The 22172-nt window shown below is 54.8% G+C and carries 24 protein-coding genes and 1 riboswitch; of the genes, 18 read left to right on the top strand and 6 right to left on the bottom strand.

Going from position 1 to position 22172, the window contains the following annotated elements:
• The first annotated feature begins 49 nt into the window (after positions 1–49).
• The 3 genes from AC3RCL_RS25865 to AC3RCL_RS25855 all read left to right on the top strand — a co-directional run bounded on the left by AC3RCL_RS25865 (position 50) and on the right by AC3RCL_RS25855 (position 2252).
• Positions 50–1078, top strand: a complete 1029-nt coding sequence (locus tag AC3RCL_RS25865) for a TIR domain-containing protein (RefSeq protein ID WP_492536473.1) — start codon at positions 50–52, stop codon at positions 1076–1078.
• Positions 1075–1311: a hypothetical protein gene (locus AC3RCL_RS25860; RefSeq protein ID WP_009589256.1), complete on the top strand. Its 237-nt coding sequence runs from the start codon at positions 1075–1077 to the stop codon at positions 1309–1311. The genes AC3RCL_RS25865 and AC3RCL_RS25860 overlap by 4 nt, the downstream gene beginning before the upstream one ends.
• A 161-nt stretch (positions 1312–1472) precedes the next feature.
• Positions 1473–2252: an MBL fold metallo-hydrolase gene (locus tag AC3RCL_RS25855; protein ID WP_492532836.1), complete on the top strand. Its 780-nt coding sequence runs from the start codon at positions 1473–1475 to the stop codon at positions 2250–2252.
• A 113-nt stretch (positions 2253–2365) separates the two neighbouring features.
• Here the strand turns inward: AC3RCL_RS25855 and AC3RCL_RS25850 are convergent, their stop codons facing one another.
• Entirely contained in the window at positions 2366–2776 is a 411-nt protein-coding gene (locus tag AC3RCL_RS25850) for a GNAT family N-acetyltransferase (RefSeq protein WP_192570721.1), read from the bottom strand.
• Positions 2777–2997: 221 nt separating this feature from the next.
• On the opposite strand from AC3RCL_RS25850, the gene AC3RCL_RS25845 reads away from it, so the two are divergent.
• Positions 2998–3759: a TioE family transcriptional regulator gene (locus AC3RCL_RS25845; RefSeq protein WP_492532834.1), complete on the top strand. Its 762-nt coding sequence runs from the start codon at positions 2998–3000 to the stop codon at positions 3757–3759.
• 130 nt (positions 3760–3889) lie between these two features.
• Here the strand turns inward: AC3RCL_RS25845 and AC3RCL_RS25840 are convergent, their stop codons facing one another.
• Entirely contained in the window at positions 3890–4696 is an 807-nt protein-coding gene (locus AC3RCL_RS25840) for a Cof-type HAD-IIB family hydrolase (RefSeq protein ID WP_009589265.1), read from the bottom strand.
• A gap of 39 nt (positions 4697–4735) precedes the next feature.
• A complete protein-coding gene (locus AC3RCL_RS25835) occupies positions 4736–5638 on the bottom strand; it encodes a DMT family transporter (protein WP_096776702.1) in 903 nt (300 codons plus the stop codon).
• Positions 5639–5926: 288 nt separating this feature from the next.
• Between AC3RCL_RS25835 and AC3RCL_RS25830 the strand changes: the two genes are divergently transcribed.
• Positions 5927–6637, top strand: coding sequence for a metal-dependent hydrolase (locus tag AC3RCL_RS25830; RefSeq protein WP_015737190.1), 711 nt, complete (start codon positions 5927–5929; stop codon positions 6635–6637).
• 89 nt (positions 6638–6726) lie between these two features.
• Here the strand turns inward: AC3RCL_RS25830 and lplA are convergent, their stop codons facing one another.
• Positions 6727–7728, bottom strand: coding sequence for a lipoate--protein ligase (lplA, locus tag AC3RCL_RS25825; RefSeq protein WP_492532831.1), 1002 nt, complete (start codon positions 7726–7728; stop codon positions 6727–6729).
• 175 nt (positions 7729–7903) lie between these two features.
• Here lplA and cobD point away from each other — a divergent pair, with 175 nt between their 5' ends.
• From cobD to AC3RCL_RS25770, 11 genes are all read left to right on the top strand, one after another.
• Positions 7904–9028 carry a threonine-phosphate decarboxylase CobD gene (cobD, locus tag AC3RCL_RS25820; protein WP_492532829.1) on the top strand — a complete coding sequence of 375 codons (1125 nt, stop codon included), beginning with the start codon at positions 7904–7906 and terminating at the stop codon, positions 9026–9028.
• An 82-nt stretch (positions 9029–9110) separates the two neighbouring features.
• Positions 9111–9845, top strand: a complete 735-nt coding sequence (locus AC3RCL_RS25815; RefSeq protein WP_492532827.1) for an adenosylcobinamide amidohydrolase — start codon at positions 9111–9113, stop codon at positions 9843–9845.
• Complete coding sequence (gene cbiB, locus AC3RCL_RS25810) at positions 9842–10819, top strand: adenosylcobinamide-phosphate synthase CbiB (RefSeq protein WP_492532825.1); 978 nt, start codon at positions 9842–9844, stop codon at positions 10817–10819. The genes AC3RCL_RS25815 and cbiB overlap by 4 nt, the downstream gene beginning before the upstream one ends.
• Positions 10810–11616: a histidine phosphatase family protein gene (locus tag AC3RCL_RS25805; protein ID WP_492532823.1), complete on the top strand. Its 807-nt coding sequence runs from the start codon at positions 10810–10812 to the stop codon at positions 11614–11616. Before cbiB ends, AC3RCL_RS25805 begins: the two co-directional genes overlap by 10 nt.
• A 152-nt stretch (positions 11617–11768) precedes the next feature.
• A riboswitch (cobalamin riboswitch) is annotated at positions 11769–11971 on the top strand.
• A gap of 256 nt (positions 11972–12227) precedes the next feature.
• Entirely contained in the window at positions 12228–13232 is a 1005-nt protein-coding gene (locus AC3RCL_RS25800) for an ABC transporter substrate-binding protein (RefSeq protein WP_492532821.1), read from the top strand.
• Complete coding sequence (locus AC3RCL_RS25795) at positions 13229–14275, top strand: FecCD family ABC transporter permease (RefSeq protein ID WP_492532819.1); 1047 nt, start codon at positions 13229–13231, stop codon at positions 14273–14275. The genes AC3RCL_RS25800 and AC3RCL_RS25795 overlap by 4 nt, the downstream gene beginning before the upstream one ends.
• Positions 14272–15057, top strand: coding sequence for an ABC transporter ATP-binding protein (locus AC3RCL_RS25790; RefSeq protein WP_096776457.1), 786 nt, complete (start codon positions 14272–14274; stop codon positions 15055–15057). The genes AC3RCL_RS25795 and AC3RCL_RS25790 overlap by 4 nt, the downstream gene beginning before the upstream one ends.
• Positions 15058–15122: 65 nt before the next feature.
• Positions 15123–16193 carry a nicotinate-nucleotide--dimethylbenzimidazole phosphoribosyltransferase gene (gene cobT, locus AC3RCL_RS25785; protein WP_096776456.1) on the top strand — a complete coding sequence of 357 codons (1071 nt, stop codon included), beginning with the start codon at positions 15123–15125 and terminating at the stop codon, positions 16191–16193.
• The gene (gene cobU / locus AC3RCL_RS25780) at positions 16190–16768 is read left to right on the top strand and encodes a bifunctional adenosylcobinamide kinase/adenosylcobinamide-phosphate guanylyltransferase (protein ID WP_192570729.1); all 579 of its coding nucleotides are present in this window, start codon (positions 16190–16192) and stop codon (positions 16766–16768) included. Before cobT ends, cobU begins: the two co-directional genes overlap by 4 nt.
• Positions 16765–17586 (top strand): adenosylcobinamide-GDP ribazoletransferase, encoded by an 822-nt coding sequence (gene cobS / locus AC3RCL_RS25775; RefSeq protein WP_192570730.1) that lies wholly within the window; start codon positions 16765–16767, stop codon positions 17584–17586. The genes cobU and cobS overlap by 4 nt, the downstream gene beginning before the upstream one ends.
• 212 nt (positions 17587–17798) lie before the next feature.
• On the top strand, positions 17799–19193 hold the full coding sequence (locus AC3RCL_RS25770; RefSeq protein ID WP_096776453.1) for an L-cystine transporter: 1395 nt from the start codon (positions 17799–17801) through the stop codon (positions 19191–19193).
• A 130-nt stretch (positions 19194–19323) separates the two neighbouring features.
• Here the strand turns inward: AC3RCL_RS25770 and AC3RCL_RS25765 are convergent, their stop codons facing one another.
• Positions 19324–20412, bottom strand: coding sequence for a M24 family metallopeptidase (locus AC3RCL_RS25765; protein ID WP_492532816.1), 1089 nt, complete (start codon positions 20410–20412; stop codon positions 19324–19326).
• A 184-nt stretch (positions 20413–20596) separates the two neighbouring features.
• Between AC3RCL_RS25765 and AC3RCL_RS25760 the strand changes: the two genes are divergently transcribed.
• Entirely contained in the window at positions 20597–21097 is a 501-nt protein-coding gene (locus tag AC3RCL_RS25760; RefSeq protein WP_492532814.1) for a GNAT family N-acetyltransferase, read from the top strand.
• A gap of 150 nt (positions 21098–21247) precedes the next feature.
• On the top strand, positions 21248–21724 hold the full coding sequence (locus tag AC3RCL_RS25755) for a GNAT family N-acetyltransferase (RefSeq protein ID WP_492536471.1): 477 nt from the start codon (positions 21248–21250) through the stop codon (positions 21722–21724).
• A gap of 61 nt (positions 21725–21785) precedes the next feature.
• Here the strand turns inward: AC3RCL_RS25755 and AC3RCL_RS25750 are convergent, their stop codons facing one another.
• Positions 21786–22130 (bottom strand): hypothetical protein, encoded by a 345-nt coding sequence (locus tag AC3RCL_RS25750; RefSeq protein ID WP_492532812.1) that lies wholly within the window; start codon positions 22128–22130, stop codon positions 21786–21788.
• Positions 22131–22172 lie beyond the last annotated feature (42 nt).

The following is a 22172-nucleotide window of genomic DNA, read 5'->3' as shown; positions in this document are numbered from 1 at the left end:
TGGTCGAATAAGACTAAAATGTATAACAAAGGGAGAATAGGATGTGCCTATGACCATACCGAAGCCGAATTTATTCATAGGTTCTTCCAGAGAGGCCATCAAGTATGCAAGGGCGATCCACGAACAGCTCAAACGCTCCGCCCAAGTGACGCCTTGGTACGGGGGTACGTTCGGGGCGAATATGTATACGATGGAAGCTTTGGAGAAGCAGCTGGCGTCCAGTGATTTTGGTGTGTTCGTCTTTTCTCCGGATGATGTGGCGCTCATTCGAGGCAAACATGTATTTGTTACCCGCGACAACACGTTGTTTGAGATGGGGCTGTACTGGGGAAGGCTCGGGCGGCGAAGGGTATACTGCATCATTCCGGATCAGGTAGAGGCAGACAGCAGTTCCGTTCAAGACGTGATCGTTAAGGATTATCACCTACTCTCCGACCTGCAGGGCATTACGCTGCTCGAATACGAGCTTCGAAGCGACGATGATTACAAATCTGCCGTCGATGTCGCCTGCGGACATATTCTGAGCGCGATCGAAACCGAAGGATTCTATAACAACCCGAGCACATTGATTGAACAGAAGGATGCGGAGCTGAGACGCAAGCAAAGCGTGCTGCATTTTTTCTGGGAATATAACCGAAACGTGCATGTGAGCGATGAAGCGGAAAAATATCATGCACTGAGTGAAGCCGTCCGAAACTCCTTGCTCCCGCCGGCCGCAGGGGATTTCCGGGTGACCGGCGCAGCCTTTTGGGGACGAAGGGATGAAGGCATTGCCCAAATTGGGGGTAATGTAGGTAAAGGACGGTATTTCTCGTTCGATGGGAAAAAGGATCATTCGCCAAGCAACCAGTCGATTTACGTGATTGATGTCTATAATAGTGGAAAATGGGCATTTTATCACGAAGAGGAAGTTGCGCAGGTGTATGTGTTCTGCTATCCTTTAGGTGTAAATCATGTATTGTCCGTGCATTTTACGGGACATGAGATTCTTACGGATGAAGATCTCGCGGAGGTTGTGGAACAGAATCGTGAGCTGCTTCGTACCATCAGGCATTTAGTTGGAGGGGATTCGTCGTGAGCAGGAATGAGAAGAAGAGAACGTCAGGTCATCCGCAGGGGTCCGCCAATGGCAGCAGCTGGGTGGTTCGGGGGCCCGTACCGATGATGAGTACGCTGAAATCCCGGAAGCGCTCGGTCAGACGCTCAAGCAAGAGCAGTGTATATGTCGGTCCTTCCGTGGAAGGTGTGGATAAGAAGTACGTCAAGGTCATCAGCGGAGCCGTTGACGATAATAAGCCCTCGTTTGCTTAATGAATTGCTATCATAGCCATATCGATCGTATGACATAAATGACGAAAGACCGTCCGGGATGAGCCCGGCGGTCTTTGTTTTTTTCTTCGTGCGCTAATACAATAAAGGGACAAGGTTTGCTTAACCGTGAAGGAATCAATACATAAAAATGGGGGATACGTGTGAGCGGAGATACATTAACTTTTCTGGGAACCGGGGATGCGATGGGCGTCCCGCGGGTATATTGCGATTGCGGGGTATGCACGGAAGCGAGGAGTACGGGCGTGAACCGGCGATTGCGCTCCTCGGCGATGGTGGAGTGCGGCGAAACGTCCTTTATGATCGACTGCGGTCCGGATTGGCGCGGCATGATGGAGGGGCTCGGAATTCGGAAAATGAGCGATATGCTGATTACGCACGCCCACTTTGATCATATCGGAGGCCTTCCGGAATGGAGCGATGCCTGCAGATGGCAGAGGGAAAAAGGCCGGCTATACGCCCCAGCCGAGGTGCTGGACCAGATTGTCCGCCAGTATCCGTGGCTTCCGCGGCAGATGGAGATGACGCCAGTCGATGATGGATTTACATTGGCTGGCTGGGAGATTTCGTGCTGGAAAGTAAACCATGGCAAAAACGGGTACTCCTACGCCTACCGGTTCCAGAAGGACGGGTACACCTGGGTGTACAATTCGGATTCGATTGATCTCAGCCCGAAGGAAAAGGAGCCGCTGAAAGGCGTGGATCTCCTGGTTCTGGGAACCAGCTTTGTTCATGAAACCGCCCAATTCGAGACCCGCTCCGTCTATGACATGAAGGAAGCGGCAGAGCTGCTCGCCGAGGTGAAACCTCGCCAAACGGTGTATACCCATATGTCGCATGACGTCGACGTTCGGAAAGAGCTGCCTCTGCCGGAGGGAGTACGTGTGGCGGTGGCGGGGATGACGGTGAGATTAAATAAATGAAAATATGGAGTAGTTAGTCCAACCATGTGTGCGGACCAACGGCCCCCGTGCGGAGACTTATAACGTGAAGATGCGGCAGGATGGCCGCTTTAAGCCGCTTGCTGGGATATCTCTCACACAGATCCGGCCATACCGTATCGTTCAGGATACAGCAGCTTGAAGCCGGCGTGTTGATACAGCTTGATTCCGGGAACGTCCGTGATGACGGTGACCTCGGCTCCGCTTGGCGCTATTTTTTTCAGGCGGGCGAGCAGTTCGGACACGATCGTTTCTTCAAGCCCTTGATCCCGATAGGATGCCGCGGCCATAACATCTACCAGTTGAAAATACAAAGCGCCGTCGCCGATCACCCTTCCCATACCGATCAGCCGGTCATTGCCGTCCCGGACAAGGACGGAGAGCAGGCTGCGGTTGAGAGCCGTCTCTGCGATCGATTCCTCGACCTCAGGCAGCCCTGCATCGAATCGGAGATCGATATATTCCTTAAGCTGTGGAACTTCCTCGGTTATGTGCATATTCATCATTGATCAGCCTCCCGCTGTTAAGAATACGTTCAACTTGCCTCTACACCAACCAATATACTACATTGATGCAAGTGGGAAGCTGCCGGGCGGCGAATTCGCCAGCACTCTTGTTGATGCTGCACAAACCTTATCAGAGCACTTTAATGTTTTAATTTAAGGTTTGCCAATGGCCCGCGATTCTGGTAAAGTAGGTTCTCAATCGTGGTCGGGGAGGGGACGGCATGCATTACTACAAGCCGAAAGACATCGCCAAGGAGCTGCATATCAGTACGAGTGCTTTAAGGCATTACGAATCTTGGGGAGTGGTGCCCTCACCTGAGCGGAACGAGAAGGGGTACCGTCTATACACGAAGATGCATCTCGCCTACTTCCGGTGTCTGCGGGCCATGTTCCCCGGGTTCGGTTATGCCGTAACCTATGATGTGATTCGCCATATCCAGAAGAGGGAGATGGATGAAGCCCTCTGGCTCGTGAACGGGGAGCAGGTCAAACTGCAGCAGGAAAAGACCATTGCGGACGAAACGCTTGCCCTGCTTGAGAATCCCGGGCTTGACAGCATCAGGGATAAAAAGCTGAAGGCGCATATGACAATCGGCGAAGCTGCCGAATTGACCAACGTGGAGTCGTCCGCCATTCGTCACTGGGAGAAGGAAGGCTTGATCACTCCCGATCGCAACCCCGAGAATGGATATCGGCTGTACAGTCCTTCGCATGTCCGGCAGATTTTGCTGATTCGCTCGCTGAGGCGGACCGTATATTACCTGGAGAGCATCAAGGAGATTATTCAGGCCGTGGAGCATCAGAGCATTGAGCAGGCCAAAAAATTGGTCCGCGAAGCGTTGTCGGTCATTCATCAACGAAATCTGCAGCAATTCAACGGCATTCATAAGCTGATGGAGCTGTGCATGGAGGTAGGCTTGCTGGAGTTCGACGATGCGGTTCTTCTGAAGCCGATTCTAACATTTAACCCGGATCGGGAATGATCGACAGGCCGCGGCGGCCTTGCGCTTCCCAAGGAAACGGTTTGGGCGCCGCATTGGCCCGGTTTATGGACAGGAACAAGCCCCCATGGATATCATGGAGGCTTGTTTGCGCAGCTAGTTATTTTTCGTATTAACCTTGGTTGAGCACGAATTTATCAATGACATGCTTCACGCCGTCTTCGTTATTCCCCAGCGTAACGTAATCGGCAATCGCCTTAAGCGGCTCAATCGAATTGCCCATAGCGACGCCAAGTCCGGCTGCCTCCAGCATTTCGTGGTCGTTCCAGGAGTCGCCGACAGCGATGGTTTCCTTGAGGTCGCAGCCAAAATGATCGGCCAGGAAGGTCAGCGCATGTCCCTTCGTGCCTTCCTTATGCATGAACTCCAGAAAATGCGGCTTGGATTTGGTAATATGCACTTCATCGCCGAGCAGCTCGCGGAATATAGGGATCAGTTCATCGAGATAGTCGGGATCGTCAATAATGAGCATTTTCGGTGTCGGTTTCCGAACCATCGTCATAAAATCAGGCTCGATGTAATAAGGCGTCCGGTTCAGGGCGCAGTAATCGATCAGCTTCTGATTCTCTTCGCGGGCATACAGCTTGTCATCGATGTAGGTTTGCAGATGCAGATTGTGCTCCACGCAGTATTCAAACAGCTTTACGGCAGCGTCGACGGGAACGAAGCGTTCGTAGAGAACCTTTTCGTCGAGCAGGTTTTTGATCAAGGCACCTTGGTAGGTGATGATGGGAACGTTGAGTCCGGTTTGACGGGCAATCGCCTGGGCTGACGCATAGGCACGTCCGGTTGCCAGCGTCACGACGACGCCGTGGGCGACTGCTTGCTCAAGCGCCTGCTGGACGCCTGGGGTTACTTCCTTATCGTCATTGATCAGGGTGTCGTCAATGTCGATGGCCATCAATTTGTAAGTTGTCATGGGTATCTCTCCTTTTTGATTCTGTCTCTGTCTTTAACTCTATTGTACCTTCTGTGGCGCAGACTTCAATTCCGCAATCACCATTCCCGCCAAAATGCACAGGCAACCGATGCCGCCGAAAAGCGTAAGCCGTTCTCCGGCAAACAGAATTCCCGTCAGTGCCGCGAATACGGGCTCCGTTGCATAGATGATGGCTACCCTGGACGGCGTCGTGTATTTTTGGCAGACGGTTTGGATCCAGAAGGCGAATGCGCTGGTAGGGCCGATGGATACAGCGAGCGCCCACAGCACGTTCGGCTCGGTCAGCTTCTCCATCAGATCCGCTGCATGGCCCACATGTTCGGTTAAAGCGGAAGCTATCAGGCTGAATACCCCAACGACGGCCATCTGGAGCGCTGCCAGCAGCAGGGAGGGATATCGGCCGGCATAAACGCCCGTATAACCGATATGGAGCGCAAAACCGATGGCGCAAACGAATACGAGCACATCGCCCTTGTTCAGGCTCATGCCGGATCCGGCGAAGGTGAGCAGGTACAGGCCCGCTGCAGCAAGCAAGGCGCTGATCCAAGTGAATCTGGAGATGGAGTGTTTTAACAGCGCGTACGATATGAAAGGCACCAGCACGACGGACAAGCCGGTAATGAAACCTGCATTGGACGTGGTCGTGTACAGAAGGCCCGCCGTTTGAAAGGCATAGCCGATAAACAAAAAAAGACCGAGCAGGCAAGCATGCAGCAGCATCCTGCCGGATATTAGCTTCCACTGATTCCGGTAAAAGAGGGTGATGATCAATGCGAGGAGCAGGGCCGCTCCCAGAAAGCGGGCCGAATTAAAGGCCATAGGCGGGAGGACGCGCACCGCATACTGAACGATGAGGAACGTGGAGCCCCACATCATGGCCACCAGAAGCAGGCTGATGTCGGCGATACGTGAGCGATTCACTAGGTAGTCATCCTTTCCGATGATGCGAAACTCAAATTGCAGCTTCCCGTACTTTCGTCCCCGGGCGTAAGGCATGGGCAAGTGATCAAATTGTATCCCATATGAGCGGATCGGACAACCATTTTTAAGCCTGCAAAAGTGGAAGGGGTAGACAAAAAGAGGATGATTTTGCTATACTAATGAACCGAACGTATATTCTCATGACCCTGGGCTATCGGACGTGGAGATCGGCAAGATGATCCATCGATTCCATAGTCAGCATTGAGCTTAGAAAGGAAGAATGTCATCATGATGGGCAGAGCTCATTTGATTATCAGCACAGGGGTCACGTTATCCGTCATGGGCATGAGCGGAGTGCCTGTCACGCTGCCTGCCGCGGCAGTGGCTTTGGTCAGCTCGCTGCTTCCCGACATCGACGAGCCCAACTCCCTGCTGGTGCGCAAGGCGATTCCTTCCGGGCTGCTGCGAATTCTACAGCTGGCGATGATTGGCGCCGCCATATTCGTCGTATTCTACGGCAAGGAGTATGCGCCTTGGAATATCGCCCTGGCCGGGCTGATCGGGGTTGTTTCGTACCTGCCGAGCCGGACGCTGCGCCATGTCGTCATGTTCCTGATCGGCTTGGGACTGATTTCCTTCGGGCAGGGCTTCAGCCCATGGAATACGATCGCAGGCAGCGTGCTGATTGCAGGCTCCTTGGTGACCCATCGGGGGTTAACCCATACCGTCTATGCCGCAGCAGGATGGACGGGCCTGCTGTATTTTGCGTCACAGGGCAAGATCGGCGGGGAAAGCCTATGGTTTGCCGGCGGTTTATCCTACTCGATTCATTTGCTCGCAGATGCGCTGACCAACCGCGGAATCCGTCCGCTTCCTCCGTTCAAATGGAGAATCAAGCTGAAGATCATGAGCACCGGAAGCAAATGGGGACGCACGGTAGAGAATGCCTGCATTGTGCTGACGCTGGCCCTTGTTTGGTACGTGTTTATGGCTTCTTAAATCCGGGATATGCAGTTTTACAATGAAAAAGCCTCCCGCCCTTATGCAATGCATACGGGGCGAGAGGCTTATTTAGATTTCAGCCGGATCTATTCCTCAAGAAAGATGAGGCCGATCAGATCGTCGAGCTCGAGGTTGCCGAAGTAATGCTTGACGTCGATGCCGGATAGCGCGGTGCGCACCGCCGTTTCTTCGTACCGTTTGCCGCGAAGCAGATTCTCGATATCCGCAACATCGCCGACGCCGAAGAAATCGCCGTAAATTTTAATCTCTCCGATATGCCCTTCACGGATATCCATGCGGATATCGATGATGCCCACCGGGAACTTCCTCGCATGCTTTACGTTGCTCTCAGGGGACAGCCCGTAGTTCCAATCCCAATTCTGGTAGCGTTCCTTCGAAATCTGGTTGATGATCTCCCAATCCTTCTCCTGAAGCACGTATTGCGGTACTTGATCCGGTTCCATCCCGAAGATCGAGCGAAGCAGCTCCGCGCGGAACTGTTCAATGGTCATGCCGGTGCCAAGCAGCTCCTTGATGTTCGCTACGCGGCTGCGCACGGACTTGGTGCTCTTGGATTTGAACTTTTCCGGATTGGCATTCAGCGAGGCCTGCACGTCATCCAGATTCAGATCGAACATGAGCGTGCCGTGGCTGAACATGCGTCCCCGCGTCGAGAACTGAGCGTTCCCCGAAATTTTCTTCTCGCCGACCTGCAGGTCATTCCGGCCGCTGAGCTCGGCTGGCACGCCCATCTTTTGCAGGAAGTCGATGACCGGCTGCGTGAACTTCAGGAAGTTGTGGAACGACTGGCCGTCGTCCTTCGTAATGAAGCTGAAATTCAGATTGCCGAGATCGTGGTACACGGCTCCGCCGCCGGACAGCCGGCGCACAACCTGGATGTTGTTGTCGCGAACGTATTCCTGGTTGATCTCTTCGATCGTATTCTGATGCTTTCCGATGATGATGGAAGGCTTGTTAATATAAAAGAGAAGGTAGCTCTCGTCCATGGACAAGTGCTTAAGCGCATATTCTTCAATCGCTAGGTTGATGGATGGGTCGTGAATCCCCTGATTATCGATAAATAGCATAGCATCCTCCGTCGTCACAATTCAAAATGTGGTGCTTCCAGACTATTGTAAACCAATTTGAAGGCAGAGACAAAGCATTCCATGTTGACGAGTCAGGGACGGTAGCGACATAATGATGGCATTACATAACGGCAGGGCTTGCAAGAGCCATGGGCATGGAACGGGAGGAGCCCTTATGAGCGATAATAACCAACCTTTGATCGAGGTGTACGGACACGGCGGGGACGTGGAGACGGCGGCGGCTGCATATGGAAGGGCAGCCTCGGCTTTTCTGGATTACAGCGCGAATATTAACCCGCTAGGACCGCCCCAAGGGGTCATGGCAGCGTTAGAGGAAGGGATGAGCGCGGTGATTCGTTATCCGGATCCGGGGCACCGCGAATTCAAGAGGCTGCTTGCAGAGGAATTGGACACCGATGCCCGGTGCATTCTTGTCGGAAATGGAGCTGCAGAATGCATGGCATTGCTGCTGCTGGGCCTGCAGCCCCGAACGGTCGGCGTGGTCGATCCTTGTTTTTCCGAATACCGGGAGTTGTCCTTGAAATTTGGTTCGGACATCCGTTCCGTGTGCGGGGAGCCGGAGCGGGATTGGCGTGCGGACAAGGCGGATTTGATGGAGCTGATCGCCTGCACGGATCTTGTATTTGTGGGACAGCCGAACAATCCGAACGGGGTTCAGTACAGCCTGGAGGATATTCGCGAGCTGGCGGCATGCGCTGAGCAAGAAGGGACCTGGCTGGTGCTGGATGAGGCCTTCATCGATTTCATTCCGCCGGAGGACAGACAGACATTGATGCCGGAACTGCAGGACTATCCGCGGACGATCATTGTCCGGTCGATGACCAAGTTTTATGCGATACCGGGCCTGCGGCTCGGGTTTACGGTTGCCCACCCCGACGTGATACGCGCCATGGCAGGCAAGCAGGTGACGTGGAGCGTCAATGGACTGGCGCTGCTTGCGGGAGAGGCTTGTCTTGGCAGCGGCAGGGAATATGAACTGGACACGCTGCAATTGATTCGCGTGGAACGCGAGAAGCTGATACATGGTTTACGAGCGCTGGGGCTTGACGTTACGCCGGGGGAGGCCAATTTTCTGCTGATGGAGCTTCCGCGGCCTTGGAATGCAGGGACGTTCCAGCAGGAAATGGGCAGGCGGGGCGTGCTCGTCCGCAGCTGCGCCATGTACCCGGGCCTCGGTGAGCGCCACATCCGGTTAGCCGTTAAGGATGCCGGATCTAACGACAGACTGCTGGCGATAACCGCGGAGGTCCTTGGAAATCCTTCTGCTGACGCGACTTAGGGATTTCTAGCAGCAGATCCATATGAAGAACGCTACAGGTACAGTTGGTTCAGATATTTAAAGAGCAGGGAGAGAAAAAAACATGGCAGTACCTTTTCTGAAAGGCAGCAATCGTCCATATAACTCGGATGCATGGCCGGGAGCCATCGTGTCCTTGGATTCGGAGCAGCAGCATCCGCATATTCGGATCTCGCTTCCGAGTCCGGCTGCGTCCATAAGCAGCGCCATATACGGCGGCGGTTTTCTGCACTTGGACCATATCGTGAACCGTTATGTCGACAAGCATTACGATTGCAGCGATCCGATAAACGATATGGTTAACTTTATGGCTGGGCACGGCTATCCGGCCAATTCCACGGCAGGATTGATGACGGCTGTAAAACTGAAATATGCCTCCATTCGGGAGGCTCGGGGCGAGCAAGCTTCCGTTCTATGCTGTACTACCGCGGGCGTGGGCAATGCTGCCCGCGCCGGGTCGAGACGCACGACCTTCGCGGCTTACCAGCCGGGCACGATTAATGTCGTGCTGGTGGTGGACGGAAGGCTGACGCCGGCTTGCATGGTGAACGCCATGCTGACGGCAGCGGAAGCGAAAGCCGCGGCGCTGCATGACCTGGGGGTGAAGGATCATGAAACCGGAGCCGCCGCCACGGGGACGACGACGGATGCGATGGTCCTTGCGGTCAGCGGCAATACAGCCTATGGCGTGAACCATCATTATGCCGGAACCGCGACCGATCTGGGCGGCATGATCGGACGTCTTGTCTACGACAGCGTCACGGAGAGCATCGCCGCCGAAAGAGAGGATCGGATATGACCGTCGTATGGGTCATATGGGCGGCGGTCGCGCTGGACCTGCTGATCGGAGATCCAAGATGGCTGCCGCATCCTGTTATCGGCATGGGGAAGACGATCCGCCGGGTCGAAGGTTGGATTCGTCAGCGGACGACTTCCGCTCAGGGACTGAAGCGGGCGGGGATATTGCTGCCGGTGATCGTGGCCGGCGGCTCCTTCGTGCTGGCATGGCTGCTGCTGGAGCTGTGCCAAGCGATTCATCCTTGGCTTGCCTGGGGTGCGGAGATCGTTCTCATTGCGACTACGATTGCGATCAAGGGGCTGCGCGAGGCAGGATTGGAGGTCTACGGCCATCTTCGTTCCGGGAATATCGCCGAGGCCAGGCAAGCGCTCAGCATGGTGGTCGGGAGGGACACCGCTCATCTGGATGAGCGGGAAATTGTGCGGGGGACGGTGGAGACGGTTGCGGAAAATATCGTGGACGCGGTCATCGCTCCGCTGTTTTTTGCCCTGATCGGAGGGGCGCCGCTTGCGTTGGCCTACCGCGCCGTGAATACGCTGGATTCCATGGTCGGTTATAAAAACGAGAAGTACCTGCATTTAGGCTGGGCCTCCGCCCGGCTCGACGATCTCGCCAATTGGATACCGGCACGCCTGACCGCCGGGCTGTTGACCATCGCGGCGGCGATGTTCTCGCTGCAGTGGAAACAAGCGATCAAGATGGTTAAACGAGATGCGCGTAAGCATCCCAGTCCGAACAGCGGCTTCCCGGAATCGGCCGTTGCCGGTGCCCTGGGGATTCGCCTGGGAGGCGAAAATTCGTACCAAGGCGTGATCTCGTTCCGGGCTTACATGGGGGACCCCGACCGACCGCTCGAAGCGGAGGATATCCGGGTGACAAACCGTCTGCTTGTGGGCGTATCGGTTTTGTTTACGATGCTGGGTACCGCGGTGCTCGGACTTGCTGCCGCGGCAGGAGGAAGCCTATGGATATGAGGATCATCCTGCATCTGGTCCGCCACGGCCGCACGTTGTGGAACGAGGAGCGCCGTTATCTCGGCCATGAGGATCAGGGAATTCTGGCCGAGGGAAGGGAACAGCTCCTCCCGCTACGGGAGGAGCTTCGTTGCAGGCATTTTGTCCGGATCTATTGCAGCGATCTCCTTCGCTGCCGGCAGACGCTCGATGTGATCTTATCGGATTCAAAAAGGGGTGCTGTTCCTGATGATGACGCATTGGGCCGGTTTATACCGGGCGTACGATATGACCCGCGGCTGCGCGAGCTGGATTTCGGGGATTGGGAAGGAAAGACCTACGAGGATTTGAAGACGGATTCCCTCTACCGGCGCTGGATCGATAACCCTGCGGAAGTTACGCCGCCCAGCGGGGAGAGCTGGGAAGCTTTCGGTTCCCGCGTCCAGGCCTTTTTGTCGGGATTGCATTTGGATGTGAAGGAAATATTGCATATGGAGGAAGCTTCGGATACCCTTGCGCAGGCAGAGGCAGAGGCAGAGGCAGAGGCAGAGGCAGAGGCAGAGGCAGAGGCAGAGGCAGAGGCAGAGGCAGAGGCAGAGGCAGAGGCAGAGGCCAGGCGTGGTGATGATGGCCGAGGAACGCTCGCTGAAGGAGTTGACGTGCTTGTGGTCACCCACGGCGGCGTTATTCGGGAGATGGCAGCGGCTACCGTGCCGGATACGGAATTCTGGGCGACGTCGGTTATGCCGGGCGAGGTTCTCAAGCTGCAGCTGACATGGGACGGAGCGAGCTGGCAGGGCGTACGGTTAAGCGAATAAAACGAAAACGTATGATTTCGGTCGGAATAGGCGATAACGGGCTAAATCGGTGTCATGACGCAATCGAAACGCCCGAAACTTTCAGTTGTAAGGGGATGGTTTATCGCCTATAATCTTGTGCAGAGAAACCATGCTTGGCCTATCATCCATAAATTCATATGATTTGCGAGGGTCCCGGACAGAGGGCGTTATTGTTTTCTGCCGGGTTAATAGGGAAGCCGGTGCAAGTCCGGCACGGTCCCGCCACTGTGAAGCAGGGACTTTTCCATATGCCACTGAGCCTTTAGTGCTTGGGAAGGCGGAGAAGTCGTTACAACCTGCAAGTCAGGAGACCTGCCCTCAGCGAATGAAAGACGGTCCTTCGAGGAGAGGATTACGTTTACCGGACGCATGGAGCCATGCGGACGGAAGTTTAAGGCGCCATCGTTGAACGGTTATCCCGGCGTCCTTATGATACAAACGTAATCCCTGAGTCCTTGTCATCGAGGAGTCGGGGATTTTTGCTTCTTAGGGTATGAAGATTGAACGTTTCTTACCAGTTAAGGATCGGTCGAAGGAATTTAGACACGCCTGCGCCAGGTTCTCAATTATGTTTAGGGGGATTCCAAGAGATGAAAGCATTAAACAAAACATGGTCCGTACTTCTGGTAGCCATACTGATGGCCCTGGCCTTGATCGGCTGCGGCGGCGAAGAAGCAGCACCGAAGGATGCGACGCCGCCGGCACAGCAGCAAGAGCAGAATAACGAAGCGCCGGCGGATTCGGCGGAAGAGCTTAAGACCACGTATCCGCTGACCGTCAAGGATTCAACGGGCGTTGAAATGACGTTTGAGAAAGCGCCGACCAAGATTGCGTCCCTGACTCCGTCCGAGACGGAAAAACTGTTTGCATTGGGACTGGATGAGGAGATCGTTGGCGTATCCGATAACGACGATTACCCCGAAGCGGCCAAATCCAAGCCTAAACTGGGCGGGTTCCAGGTGAACGAAGAGGCGATCATCGCAGCCGACGCCGATGTGGTATTCGCCGCTTCGATGAATGCCCAGAATGCCGAGAAATTGCGCGAGCTTGGCGTTACCCTGTTCGTCAACGATCCGAAAACCATCGATGCGGTGATGGAGAACATCGAGCTGATCGGGCAAATTATGGACCGTCAAGCCGAGGCGAAAGCGGTCGTCGATCAGATGAAGCAGGAATTGGCTTCCGTTACGGAAGCCGTGAAATCCGTGAAGGATGAAGACAAGAAGAAAGTGTACGTGGAGTTCTCTCCGGGATGGACCGTCGGCAAAGGCGAGTTCATGGATGAGATCATTACCGCAGCTGGCGGCGTCAATGCAGCAGGCGATGCGGAAGGCTGGTTCGAAATCAGCGAGGAGAACATCATCGCCGCGAACCCGGACGTTATTCTGTACACGGACGATGTGGTGGACGAAGCCACCAAGAAAACATTGGATCAGCTGATCAAGGAGCGCGGCGGCTGGGATCAGATCGAGGCCATCAAGAACGATCAGGTCATTTCCGTGGATGCCAATCTGCTCAGCCGTCCGGGCCCGCGCGTGACGCAAGGACTGATGGAAGTGGCGAAGGCCGTTTATCCGGAATTGATGAATCCATGAGTAAAAAACTTGCAGGATTCGGTGCGGCCGGCCTGATCCTTTTACTGCTGACCTTGGTTGTCAGTCTCGGAATCGGCTCCGTTCACCTGCCTGTGAGAGAGATTGGAGCGATGCTGCTGCACCGGCTGCCGGGAATCGGCGATTCCATCGTTCCAAGCTGGGAAGCTTCCTCCGAGCAAATCCTGATGAAGGTGAGATTGCCGCGGATCCTGCTCGGGATGCTTGTTGGAGCCTCCCTGGCGGTGGCCGGAGCCGCCTTTCAAGGCGTGCTTCGCAATCCGCTGGCGGATCCGTTTACGCTCGGTGTGTCCTCGGGTGCTGCGCTTGGCGCGGCATCCCTGATTTTTTTCGGAATGGAATATTCCTTTGCCGGAGGTTATACACTGCCGGTTGTAGCGTTTCTGACCGGAGCAGGCACCCTATGGGCCGTTTTGCTGCTGGCAAGGGATCAAGGAAAACTGCCGATCCACGGGCTCATCCTGTCCGGGGTGGTGATGCAGTCGTTTCTGGGCGCCGTCGTTTCGTTTCTGACGGTGATGTCCAAAGATACGGTGAACCAAATCCTGTACTGGACGATGGGAAGCCTGAGCATGCGCGGATGGTCGTATACGGCCATCCTTTTCCCGTATTTTGCAGCGGGTTTCGTATATCTATGGAGCAGGTCGCGGGCGCTTAACATTTTGTCGCTCGGGGAACGGCAGGCCGCTCATATGGGATTGAATGTCGATCGTCTGAAGACCAGCGTGCTGATCGTCGCTACCCTGCTTGCCGCGGCAGCCGTATCGGTTTCCGGCGTGATCGGGTTCGTCGGGCTTGTAGTGCCGCATATGATTCGGCTGATCACCGGCTCCGATTACCGCGTGATTGTTCCCCTGTCGGCGCTGGGCGGCGCGATTTTCATGGTTTGGTGCGATACGGCAGCACGCTCCGTCTTGGCGCCGACGGAAATCCCGCTCGGGGTGGTCACGGCATTCATAGGCGCTCCGTTCTTTGCTTATCTGCTGTACCGGAACAAAAAACGGCGCAGGGAGGGGTTATCATGATTACGGCCCAAGGGCTTGGCAAAGCCTATGGCAAGGCGTCGATTCTATCCGGGGTGGACCTTCACATTGCCGAAGGGGAATGGTGGGGGATCATCGGACCGAACGGCAGCGGCAAGTCCACCCTCATGCAGCTGTTATCCGGCGTGGAGAGTCCTACGGAAGGAAGCGTGACGCTTCTGGGCAAGGAGCTTGGACGCTATAACCGGAAGGCACTGGCCCGAATCGTGGCGGTGCTGCAGCAGGAGGGACTCGACCCTACCGATTTTACCGTCCGGGACGTGCTGGAGATGGGACGATTCCCGTTCTTGAACTGGCTTGGCCGTGAGGATAAGGATGCGGCCCCGCTTATCGAGGCCGTTATTCGAAAGCTGGATCTGAACGGCCTGGAGGAGCGCCGGCTTACCGAGTTAAGCGGAGGACAGCGCCAGCGTGTCGCTTTGGGCAAGGTGATGGTCCAGGAGCCTTCGCTGCTGATGCTGGACGAACCGACGACCTATCTGGATATCCGCTATCAGCTTCAGTTCATGGATATGGTGGCGGAGTGGCGGAACTCGTCCGGCATAACGGTGATCAGCGTACTGCATGACCTCAATCTGGCGGCTCAATTCTGCGATAAACTGCTGGTTCTGGATCAGGGACGGATCGCAGGGGCGGGCAAGCCGGAGGACGTGCTGACGGCAGCGTATATCCGACGGATTTTCCGGGTGGAGCCCTCCATCGTGACCCATCCCGAGAATGGGGCTCCGCAGGTGCTGTTAACGGCGAACAGCACCTGGTCCTAAAGCGGTGTTGCCGCAGGTTCAGCCGCGTTGTAAGATTTAGGAGCAAGAGGAAGGAGGCCGTTTCATTGACGGATACACTCACAAGTCGATTGAAGGGAATTACCGCTAACATTAAACCGCTGGATGCCGAAGCGCAGGCGGAAACCGCCGCCTATTTGGATACGTTGACGAAACCTCCGGGCAGTTTGGGCAAGCTGGAGTCGCTGGCGATCCAATTAGCGGGAATCACGGGGAAAATGAAGCCCTCGTTTACCAAAACATCCGTGGTTGTCATGGCTGGTGATCATGGGGTGTGTGATGAAGGAATCAGCGCATTTCCGGCCGAGGTGACGCCCCAAATGGTGATGAACTTCCTGAATGGAGGGGCGGCCGTTAACGTGCTGGCCCGTCAAGCGGGGGCAGACGTTCATTGCGTGGATATCGGCGTAGCGACCGAGCTGACCCATGAGAGGCTCCTGTCCCGGAACATTGGCAGAGGAACCGCCAATATGGCCAAAGGACCCGCAATGACAAGGGAAGAAGCGCTGCAATCCGTAGTGACCGGAGCTGAGGTGGCGGCAGAGCTGGTTAAACAAGGCACGCAGATGTTCGTAACCGGAGAGATGGGCATCGGGAACACGACGCCAAGCGCGGCTATTTTCTCGGTTCTGTCCGGCAAGCAGCCATCCGAGGTTGTGGGACGAGGAACCGGCGTGACGGATGAACGGCTGAACCATAAGATTCGGGTTGTGGAACGGGCGATACAAGTCAATGCGCCTCATGCCGCCGACCCGCTCGACGTGCTGGCCAAAGTCGGGGGCTTCGAAATCGGCGGATTGGCCGGATTGATTCTGGGGGCGGCTGCTCATGGATGTCCTGTCATCATTGACGGATTCATATCCAGTGCCGCGGCGTTGGTTGCCAAATCGATCTGCCCGGATGCCCTTCCTTATATGATTGCTTCCCATGTTTCGCATGAACAGGCGCATGTTCTTCTGCTGAAAGAGCTGGGACTCCAGCCGATGCTTCAAATGGACATGCGTCTTGGCGAGGGGACGGGCGGTGTGCTGTGCCTTCATCTGGTCGAGGCGGCGTGCAGGATCGTGAACGAGATGGCGACGTTTGAGAGCGCCGGCATCAGCGGAGGAGCCGTATGAGTCATCGTGGAAGCGTGTTGGTTACGGGCGGAGCGAGGAGCGGGAAGAGCTCGTTCGCGGAGAAGTTGTGCATGAAGCGCGCCGATTCCGGTACATATATAGCGACTGCGCAAGCCTATGACGATGAGATGCGGGAACGGATCCGTATTCATCAAGACCGCAGGCAGGATACAGCCTATGGTTGGCAGACGGTGGAGGAGCCTGTCGCTCTGCCCGAATTGCTCGAAACGCTCGGCCAGTCTGCCTCGGACGCCCCTGCGGTGGTAGTGGATTGCCTGACGCTGTGGCTTACGAACGTGCTGCTGCAGGCCGAACCTGAAGGCACGGCCGTCATGGAAGAGCGGCTGGGGCTTCAAATCGGCAGGCTGGCAAGAGCGGTTCAGGTATACCCGGGCATGGTTATATTGGTAACAAACGAAGTGGGTTCAGGGATTGTGCCCGAATATCCGCTGGGCCGGATTTATCGCGACTGGGCAGGGATCATGAATCAACGACTGGCCCAGGTCTGTGACGAGGTATTTCTGGTGACCGCGGGAATTCCAATGGAAATCAAGAGCAGGGAGTATCGGATATGAGCAAGATGATCGAAGCGGCTGCGGCCGCTTTTCAATTTTTATCGAGGCTTCCCGTGCGGAGGGAAATTCCCTTTACACCCGAAGTTCAACAGCGGAGCGTCGTTTTTTATCCTTTCGTAGGGGCAGTCATAGGTGCTATCGTTGCCGTATTGGGACTGGGCTTAAGCTTTGTGCTGCCTTCCTTTCCTGCTGCCGTCATCCTGCTGGCTGCATGGGTAGCGTTAACCGGAGGGCTTCATCTCGATGGCTGGATGGACAGCGCGGATGCGCTGCTGAGCCATCGGTCGCGCGAACGAATGCTTGAAATTATGAAGGATAGCCGGGTAGGCGCGATGGGGGTCATGGCCTGCATGCTGCTGCTCCTTCTGAAAGCTTCCTTAATCATGTCCGTTTGGGATTTGTCTGAGGGGGTATGGAAGCAAGAAGCGTGGCTGCTGGTGCTCGCTCCGGTCTGGAGCCGCTGGTTTATGGTCCACGCCATGTATCGATGGCCGATGGCACGGGGAAGCGAGGGGCTGGCAGCTTTGTTTCACGGACTGTCCGTTAGAAGGAGGTCGCTGGCAGGCATAGTCGCGATCCTGTTAACGCTGGTCGTCATAGGCCTTCTCTGGTGCACGACAAGCACACTGGATCTTGCGGCGATCGGAATCGGAGGAATCCTCGTCATCCCGTTGGCAGCCTGGGCCGTTGGAAGTTTGACGGCCGAACGGATGAGTCGAAGACTCGGGGGATTGACGGGAGATACCTATGGGGCGTTGAATGAATGGATTGAAACGATTGTGTTAATTTTGGTAGTTCTCCTTTTGAAGTTTACATGATATGATAGTAGAGCAATGCGGTGGTATTCCGATCAACATAGTCGACATAATTCACGTCAACAGAAAAATAACGTTTTTGACAGGAATTTTCTCAAACGGGTAATGATATGTTTAGAGTGGGCTATGAAATGGATATGAATACATACTAGCGCACTTATGACATGAGGATGACGCAGTATATCCTTATTTATAGAATGGGAGGAATCATTAGGATGGAAACGCTTTGGGTTATCATCAATGTCCTTGTTCTGATTCTGCTGGTCGGTATTTTGTACTGGATGCAGAGAAAGCATTACTCGTTTACCAAACGCGTGTTTGCCGGACTTGGACTGGGTGTGTTGTTCGGAGTGGCACTGCAGCTCATCTACACTTCGACCTCCGATGTGGTGGTGAAATCCACCGATTGGTTTAATCTGGTTGGCTACGGTTATGTCAGACTGCTGCAGATGATGGTCATTCCGCTGATCATGGTGTCGATCATATCGGCCATCATGAAGCTGAAGGGCGGAAAGAACCTGGGCAAAATGAGCGGAATGATCATTACGGTGCTGCTTCTGACGACGGCGGTAGCCGCCGCTGTCGGAATTACGACAGCGCTGGCGTTCGATTTGTCCGCCGTCAATATTCAGGGCGGCGCTGCCGAGGAGCAGCAGGGCGCGCTGCTGCAAGAACGGCTCGGGGATGTCGAGGGCCGTACGCTGCCGCAGCAGATTCTGGATTTCATTCCGAGCAATCCGTTTGCCGACATGACGGGAGCACGAAGAACTTCGACGATTGCGGTCGTCATATTCTCGGCATTCATCGGGATCGCCGTGCTCGGGTTGGACCGTAAAAACAAGGAGCAGGCGGAGACCTTCCGCAACATGATCTCCGCCGTATACGGCGTGGTCATGCGTATCGTGACGCTGGTGCTTCGTCTGACGCCTTACGGGATTCTGGCGCTGATGGCCAAAACGATCGCCACGACCGATCTTGCGGTGATCATGAATCTGATCGATTTCGTTCTGGCTTCATACGTGGCCTTGATCGCCATGTTCATTATCCATCTGGTGCTGCTGGCGATATTCGGGTTCAATCCGTTCAAGTACGTCAAGAAGGTATTCCCGACGCTGACCTTTGCCTTTACATCGCGTTCCAGCGCGGCTACGATCCCGCTTAACGTGCAGACCCAGAACAAAAAGCTGGGCGTCTCGGAAGGCATCGCGAACCTTTCGGCATCGTTTGGCGCCACGATCGGGCAGAACGGCTGCGCGGGCATTTATCCTGCCATGCTGGCCGTCATGATTGCCCCGACGGCCGGCGTGGATCCGACGTCGTGGTCGTTCATCCTGACCTTGATCGTGGTCGTTATGATCAGTTCCTTCGGCGTGGCGGGTGTCGGAGGCGGAGCTACCTTCGCATCGCTCATCGTGCTCTCCACGATGAACCTGCCGGTTGCCTTAGCAGGCCTGTTGATTTCCGTCGAGCCGCTGATCGATATGGGACGGACGGCACTGAACGTGAATGACTCCATGACGGCCGGCGTGATTACCGGGAAAGTCATGAATGAAGTGGATAAAGACGTGTATAACGACGACAATATTGAACTGGATATGGTTCAGGCATAATGAACGCATCCAGGGGAGCCACCTTGCAGGAGTGTTTCTGCCTGCAAGATGGCTCTTCTGCCTGAATAGAGAAAGCCCGAATACCGTAAGCGAAACGGTGATTCGGGCTTTTTTTCATGCTGAACATGCTTTATCCGATGACGGTCAGTTCTTTCGGGAAGGAGGTCAGCACCTCGACGCCATCGCCGGTCACGATGACATCGTCCTCGATTCGAACGCCGCCGACGCCCTGCAGGTAAATGCCGGGCTCGATGGTGAAGACCGCCCCAGGCTGCAATATGTCCTGATTCAACCCGTGAACGGACGGATATTCGTGGACATCCATGCCAAGCCCGTGACCCAGGCGATGTACGAAGGCATGGCCGTAACCTGCGCCGTCAATCACATTGCGTGCCGCTTGGTCGATCGAGCCATAGGTCACGCCGGGTTTGACGGCCTGAATCCCGGCCAGATTCGCAGCAAGAACCGTCTCATAGATGTTAACGGCTTCCGGCTTCAGATCGCCTACCGCAAAGGTACGGGTAATATCCGACGCATAACCGCCGGCGTATACTCCCAAATCGAACATGAGCAGATCCCCGGCTTCGATTCGGCGCGCACCGGGAACGCCATGAGGCAGGGCGGTGTTGGGGCCGGATAATACCATCGTGGCGAAGGACGGAGCGTCCGCGCCAAGCTTTTTCATCAAGTATTCCAGTTCCGCGACAAGCTCCAGCTCGCTGACGCCAATTTTTACCCGGGCCAGGCCTTGCGTCAGAACATCTTCGACCAGCCTCACCGCATTTTTGATGATCTTCACTTCCTCGGCAGACTTTCGAATCCGAAGATCCCGGAGCGCAAGGCCGACATCTTCGATGCGGTCCGCGTTCACATGCTGCCGCAGCTGTTCATAGCGGGAAACGGTCAGTTGATCCTTCTCCAGCGCCAGCGTTCCGGCTGCTCCTTGAATCTGTTCCTTAAGCAAAAGGTAAGGGTTATCGGTATCCTGATGCGTGACAATGTTCTTCACGGTTGAAGCGGCCTCGGCCGCGTTCGCGTCCAATGCCGGCACGATCAGCACCGGATCATTGGCGGAGGAGAGGAGCAGGCCGAGAAAGCGCTCATGGGGATCGCTCGCAAAGCCGGTCAAATAATAAACATGCTTGGGGTCTGTCACCAGGACATGATCCCAGCCCTGATCCTTCATGGATAACAGCAAACTTTGCAGTCGTTCGTTCATCCTGTTCATTCCTTTCTTTACTCAAAACGTTCATCATGCCGTTAATGTAAGGGTATCGCGTTCCATCGCGTAAGTAAAGTTTTCCACGTGAATGAATCGCGGCTTGAGAAAATAGAAGCGTTTTTCCGTTACCTCTTGTACAATAGATCTCGTAATAAAGACATCTATTCGGAGGTAGAACATCGTGACGCATCCATACCGTATCGATTATGCCGTCAAAGAGGATTTGCCGGCCATTGTGGGCATTTACAATTCAACGATTTCAAGCAGAAAAGTAACGGCCGATCTGGAGCCGGTCACGGTGGAGAGCCGCATACGCTGGTTTGAAGAGCATAGCAACGATTTTCGCCCTCTTTGGGTCATGCGATCTGATGACGGGCTGGTTGCGTGGATGAGCTTTCAATCCTTCTATGGCCGTCCCGCCTATAACGGGACAGCTGAAATCAGTATCTACGTTAACGAGAAATATCGCGGCGTTGGTGCCGGCAGCCTATTGATCCAGAAGGCCATCGAGGAGTGCCCGCGTCTACGCGTCAGCAACCTCGTCGGATTCGTATTCGGTCATAATGAACCAAGCCTCAAGCTGTTGAAGAAGTTCGGCTTCGACCAGTGGGGGCTTCTCCCAGCGGTTGCGGAGCTTGACGGAGTCAAGCGGGATCTGGTTATTGTAGGACGTGCGATTTAAGTACCGATACGTGAAGGATAAATTTCAGGTCCATAAGAGAAGTTATCGCAGCGCGAAGATGAAGATACGTGCAAACCATTCATGGTATTCTGCATTCCAAACCCTAACGGATATCCAGTACACTTGGGGAAAACAAGGGACGAAAAGGGTGTGAAGGATGTGAAGGCAGAGATTCGCATATATCAAGCAGAGCTGAAGGATCTGGACAAAGCGGCTTCGATGTTGAATCAGTATCGGCAATTTTATGAGCGGGAAGATGATCTGGACGGGGCCCGGCAATATATCAGGGAAAGGCTGACCCATGGCGATTCCGTCATATATTTAGCGGACTGCACCCGAGGGGAAACCCTGGCCACGCCAGGCTTTCTACAGTTATATCCATCCTTCTCGTCGCTATCCATGTCCAGGTTGTGGATTCTGAATGATCTGTACGTGGATTCCGAATATCGCGGGCTTGGCATTGGAAGGGAACTGCTTCATCAAGCCCGTACGCACGCCGTTCAGACCAAGGCCGAAGGCTTGACACTCTCGACGCAGCTTCACAACACCGCCGCTCAACGCCTGTATGAATCCGCAGGATATAAGCGGGACGATGAATTTGTGCATTATCATTTGGGTTTATCCTGACGCAGAAGGGCATCCATAACAAACAAAGACGATACCCCTAAGGAGTTATCGTCTTTGTTCTTTATTGATAAATCGAGCGTATTTTTCGAAAAACCTCAACCCGGGCAATTTTCAGCTCCCACATTTGGTCCAGCAGCTTCCGCTGTATATCTTTATCGTCTGTTGCTTTCAATTCATGATACAGGGCAGACATCCGTTCATTGATTTGATCCACGCATTGCCACAGCTCCTGTTCCGTGCATTCCTCCGACTTCGCTTGTTCCTCGCCCAGCGATTCCTGCATGTGGTGAAGCGTACGAATGATGTCTGCTTGCCACTTCCGATCTTCCAAGCGAATCGCCAAATTGAGAAGATCCAGATAATCATCAAGGGACAGAGTTGTCGGTTCTTTATCGCCATGTTCCATGCTGAATGCCCCCTTAGCAAACGTATAAACCTGTTTATACCA

The sequence above is a fragment of the Paenibacillus sp. MT86 genome, from assembly GCF_058792535.1.
This window is presented reverse-complemented; position numbering and strand designations above follow the sequence as displayed.

Coding starts and splice junctions, on each gene's coding strand:
- AC3RCL_RS25865 (WP_492536473.1), top strand. CDS start 50: ATGACCATACCGAAGCCGAATTTATTCATAGGTTCTTCCAGAGAGGCC.
- AC3RCL_RS25850 (WP_192570721.1), bottom strand. CDS start 2,776: ATGATGAATATGCACATAACCGAGGAAGTTCCACAGCTTAAGGAATAT.
- AC3RCL_RS25845 (WP_492532834.1), top strand. CDS start 2,998: ATGCATTACTACAAGCCGAAAGACATCGCCAAGGAGCTGCATATCAGT.
- AC3RCL_RS25840 (WP_009589265.1), bottom strand. CDS start 4,696: ATGACAACTTACAAATTGATGGCCATCGACATTGACGACACCCTGATC.
- AC3RCL_RS25830 (WP_015737190.1), top strand. CDS start 5,927: ATGATGGGCAGAGCTCATTTGATTATCAGCACAGGGGTCACGTTATCC.
- lplA (WP_492532831.1), bottom strand. CDS start 7,728: ATGCTATTTATCGATAATCAGGGGATTCACGACCCATCCATCAACCTA.
- cobD (WP_492532829.1), top strand. CDS start 7,904: ATGAGCGATAATAACCAACCTTTGATCGAGGTGTACGGACACGGCGGG.
- AC3RCL_RS25815 (WP_492532827.1), top strand. CDS start 9,111: ATGGCAGTACCTTTTCTGAAAGGCAGCAATCGTCCATATAACTCGGAT.
- cbiB (WP_492532825.1), top strand. CDS start 9,842: ATGACCGTCGTATGGGTCATATGGGCGGCGGTCGCGCTGGACCTGCTG.
- AC3RCL_RS25805 (WP_492532823.1), top strand. CDS start 10,810: ATGGATATGAGGATCATCCTGCATCTGGTCCGCCACGGCCGCACGTTG.
- AC3RCL_RS25800 (WP_492532821.1), top strand. CDS start 12,228: ATGAAAGCATTAAACAAAACATGGTCCGTACTTCTGGTAGCCATACTG.
- AC3RCL_RS25795 (WP_492532819.1), top strand. CDS start 13,229: ATGAGTAAAAAACTTGCAGGATTCGGTGCGGCCGGCCTGATCCTTTTA.
- AC3RCL_RS25790 (WP_096776457.1), top strand. CDS start 14,272: ATGATTACGGCCCAAGGGCTTGGCAAAGCCTATGGCAAGGCGTCGATT.
- cobU (WP_192570729.1), top strand. CDS start 16,190: ATGAGTCATCGTGGAAGCGTGTTGGTTACGGGCGGAGCGAGGAGCGGG.
- cobS (WP_192570730.1), top strand. CDS start 16,765: ATGAGCAAGATGATCGAAGCGGCTGCGGCCGCTTTTCAATTTTTATCG.
- AC3RCL_RS25770 (WP_096776453.1), top strand. CDS start 17,799: ATGGAAACGCTTTGGGTTATCATCAATGTCCTTGTTCTGATTCTGCTG.
- AC3RCL_RS25765 (WP_492532816.1), bottom strand. CDS start 20,412: ATGAACGAACGACTGCAAAGTTTGCTGTTATCCATGAAGGATCAGGGC.
- AC3RCL_RS25750 (WP_492532812.1), bottom strand. CDS start 22,130: ATGGAACATGGCGATAAAGAACCGACAACTCTGTCCCTTGATGATTAT.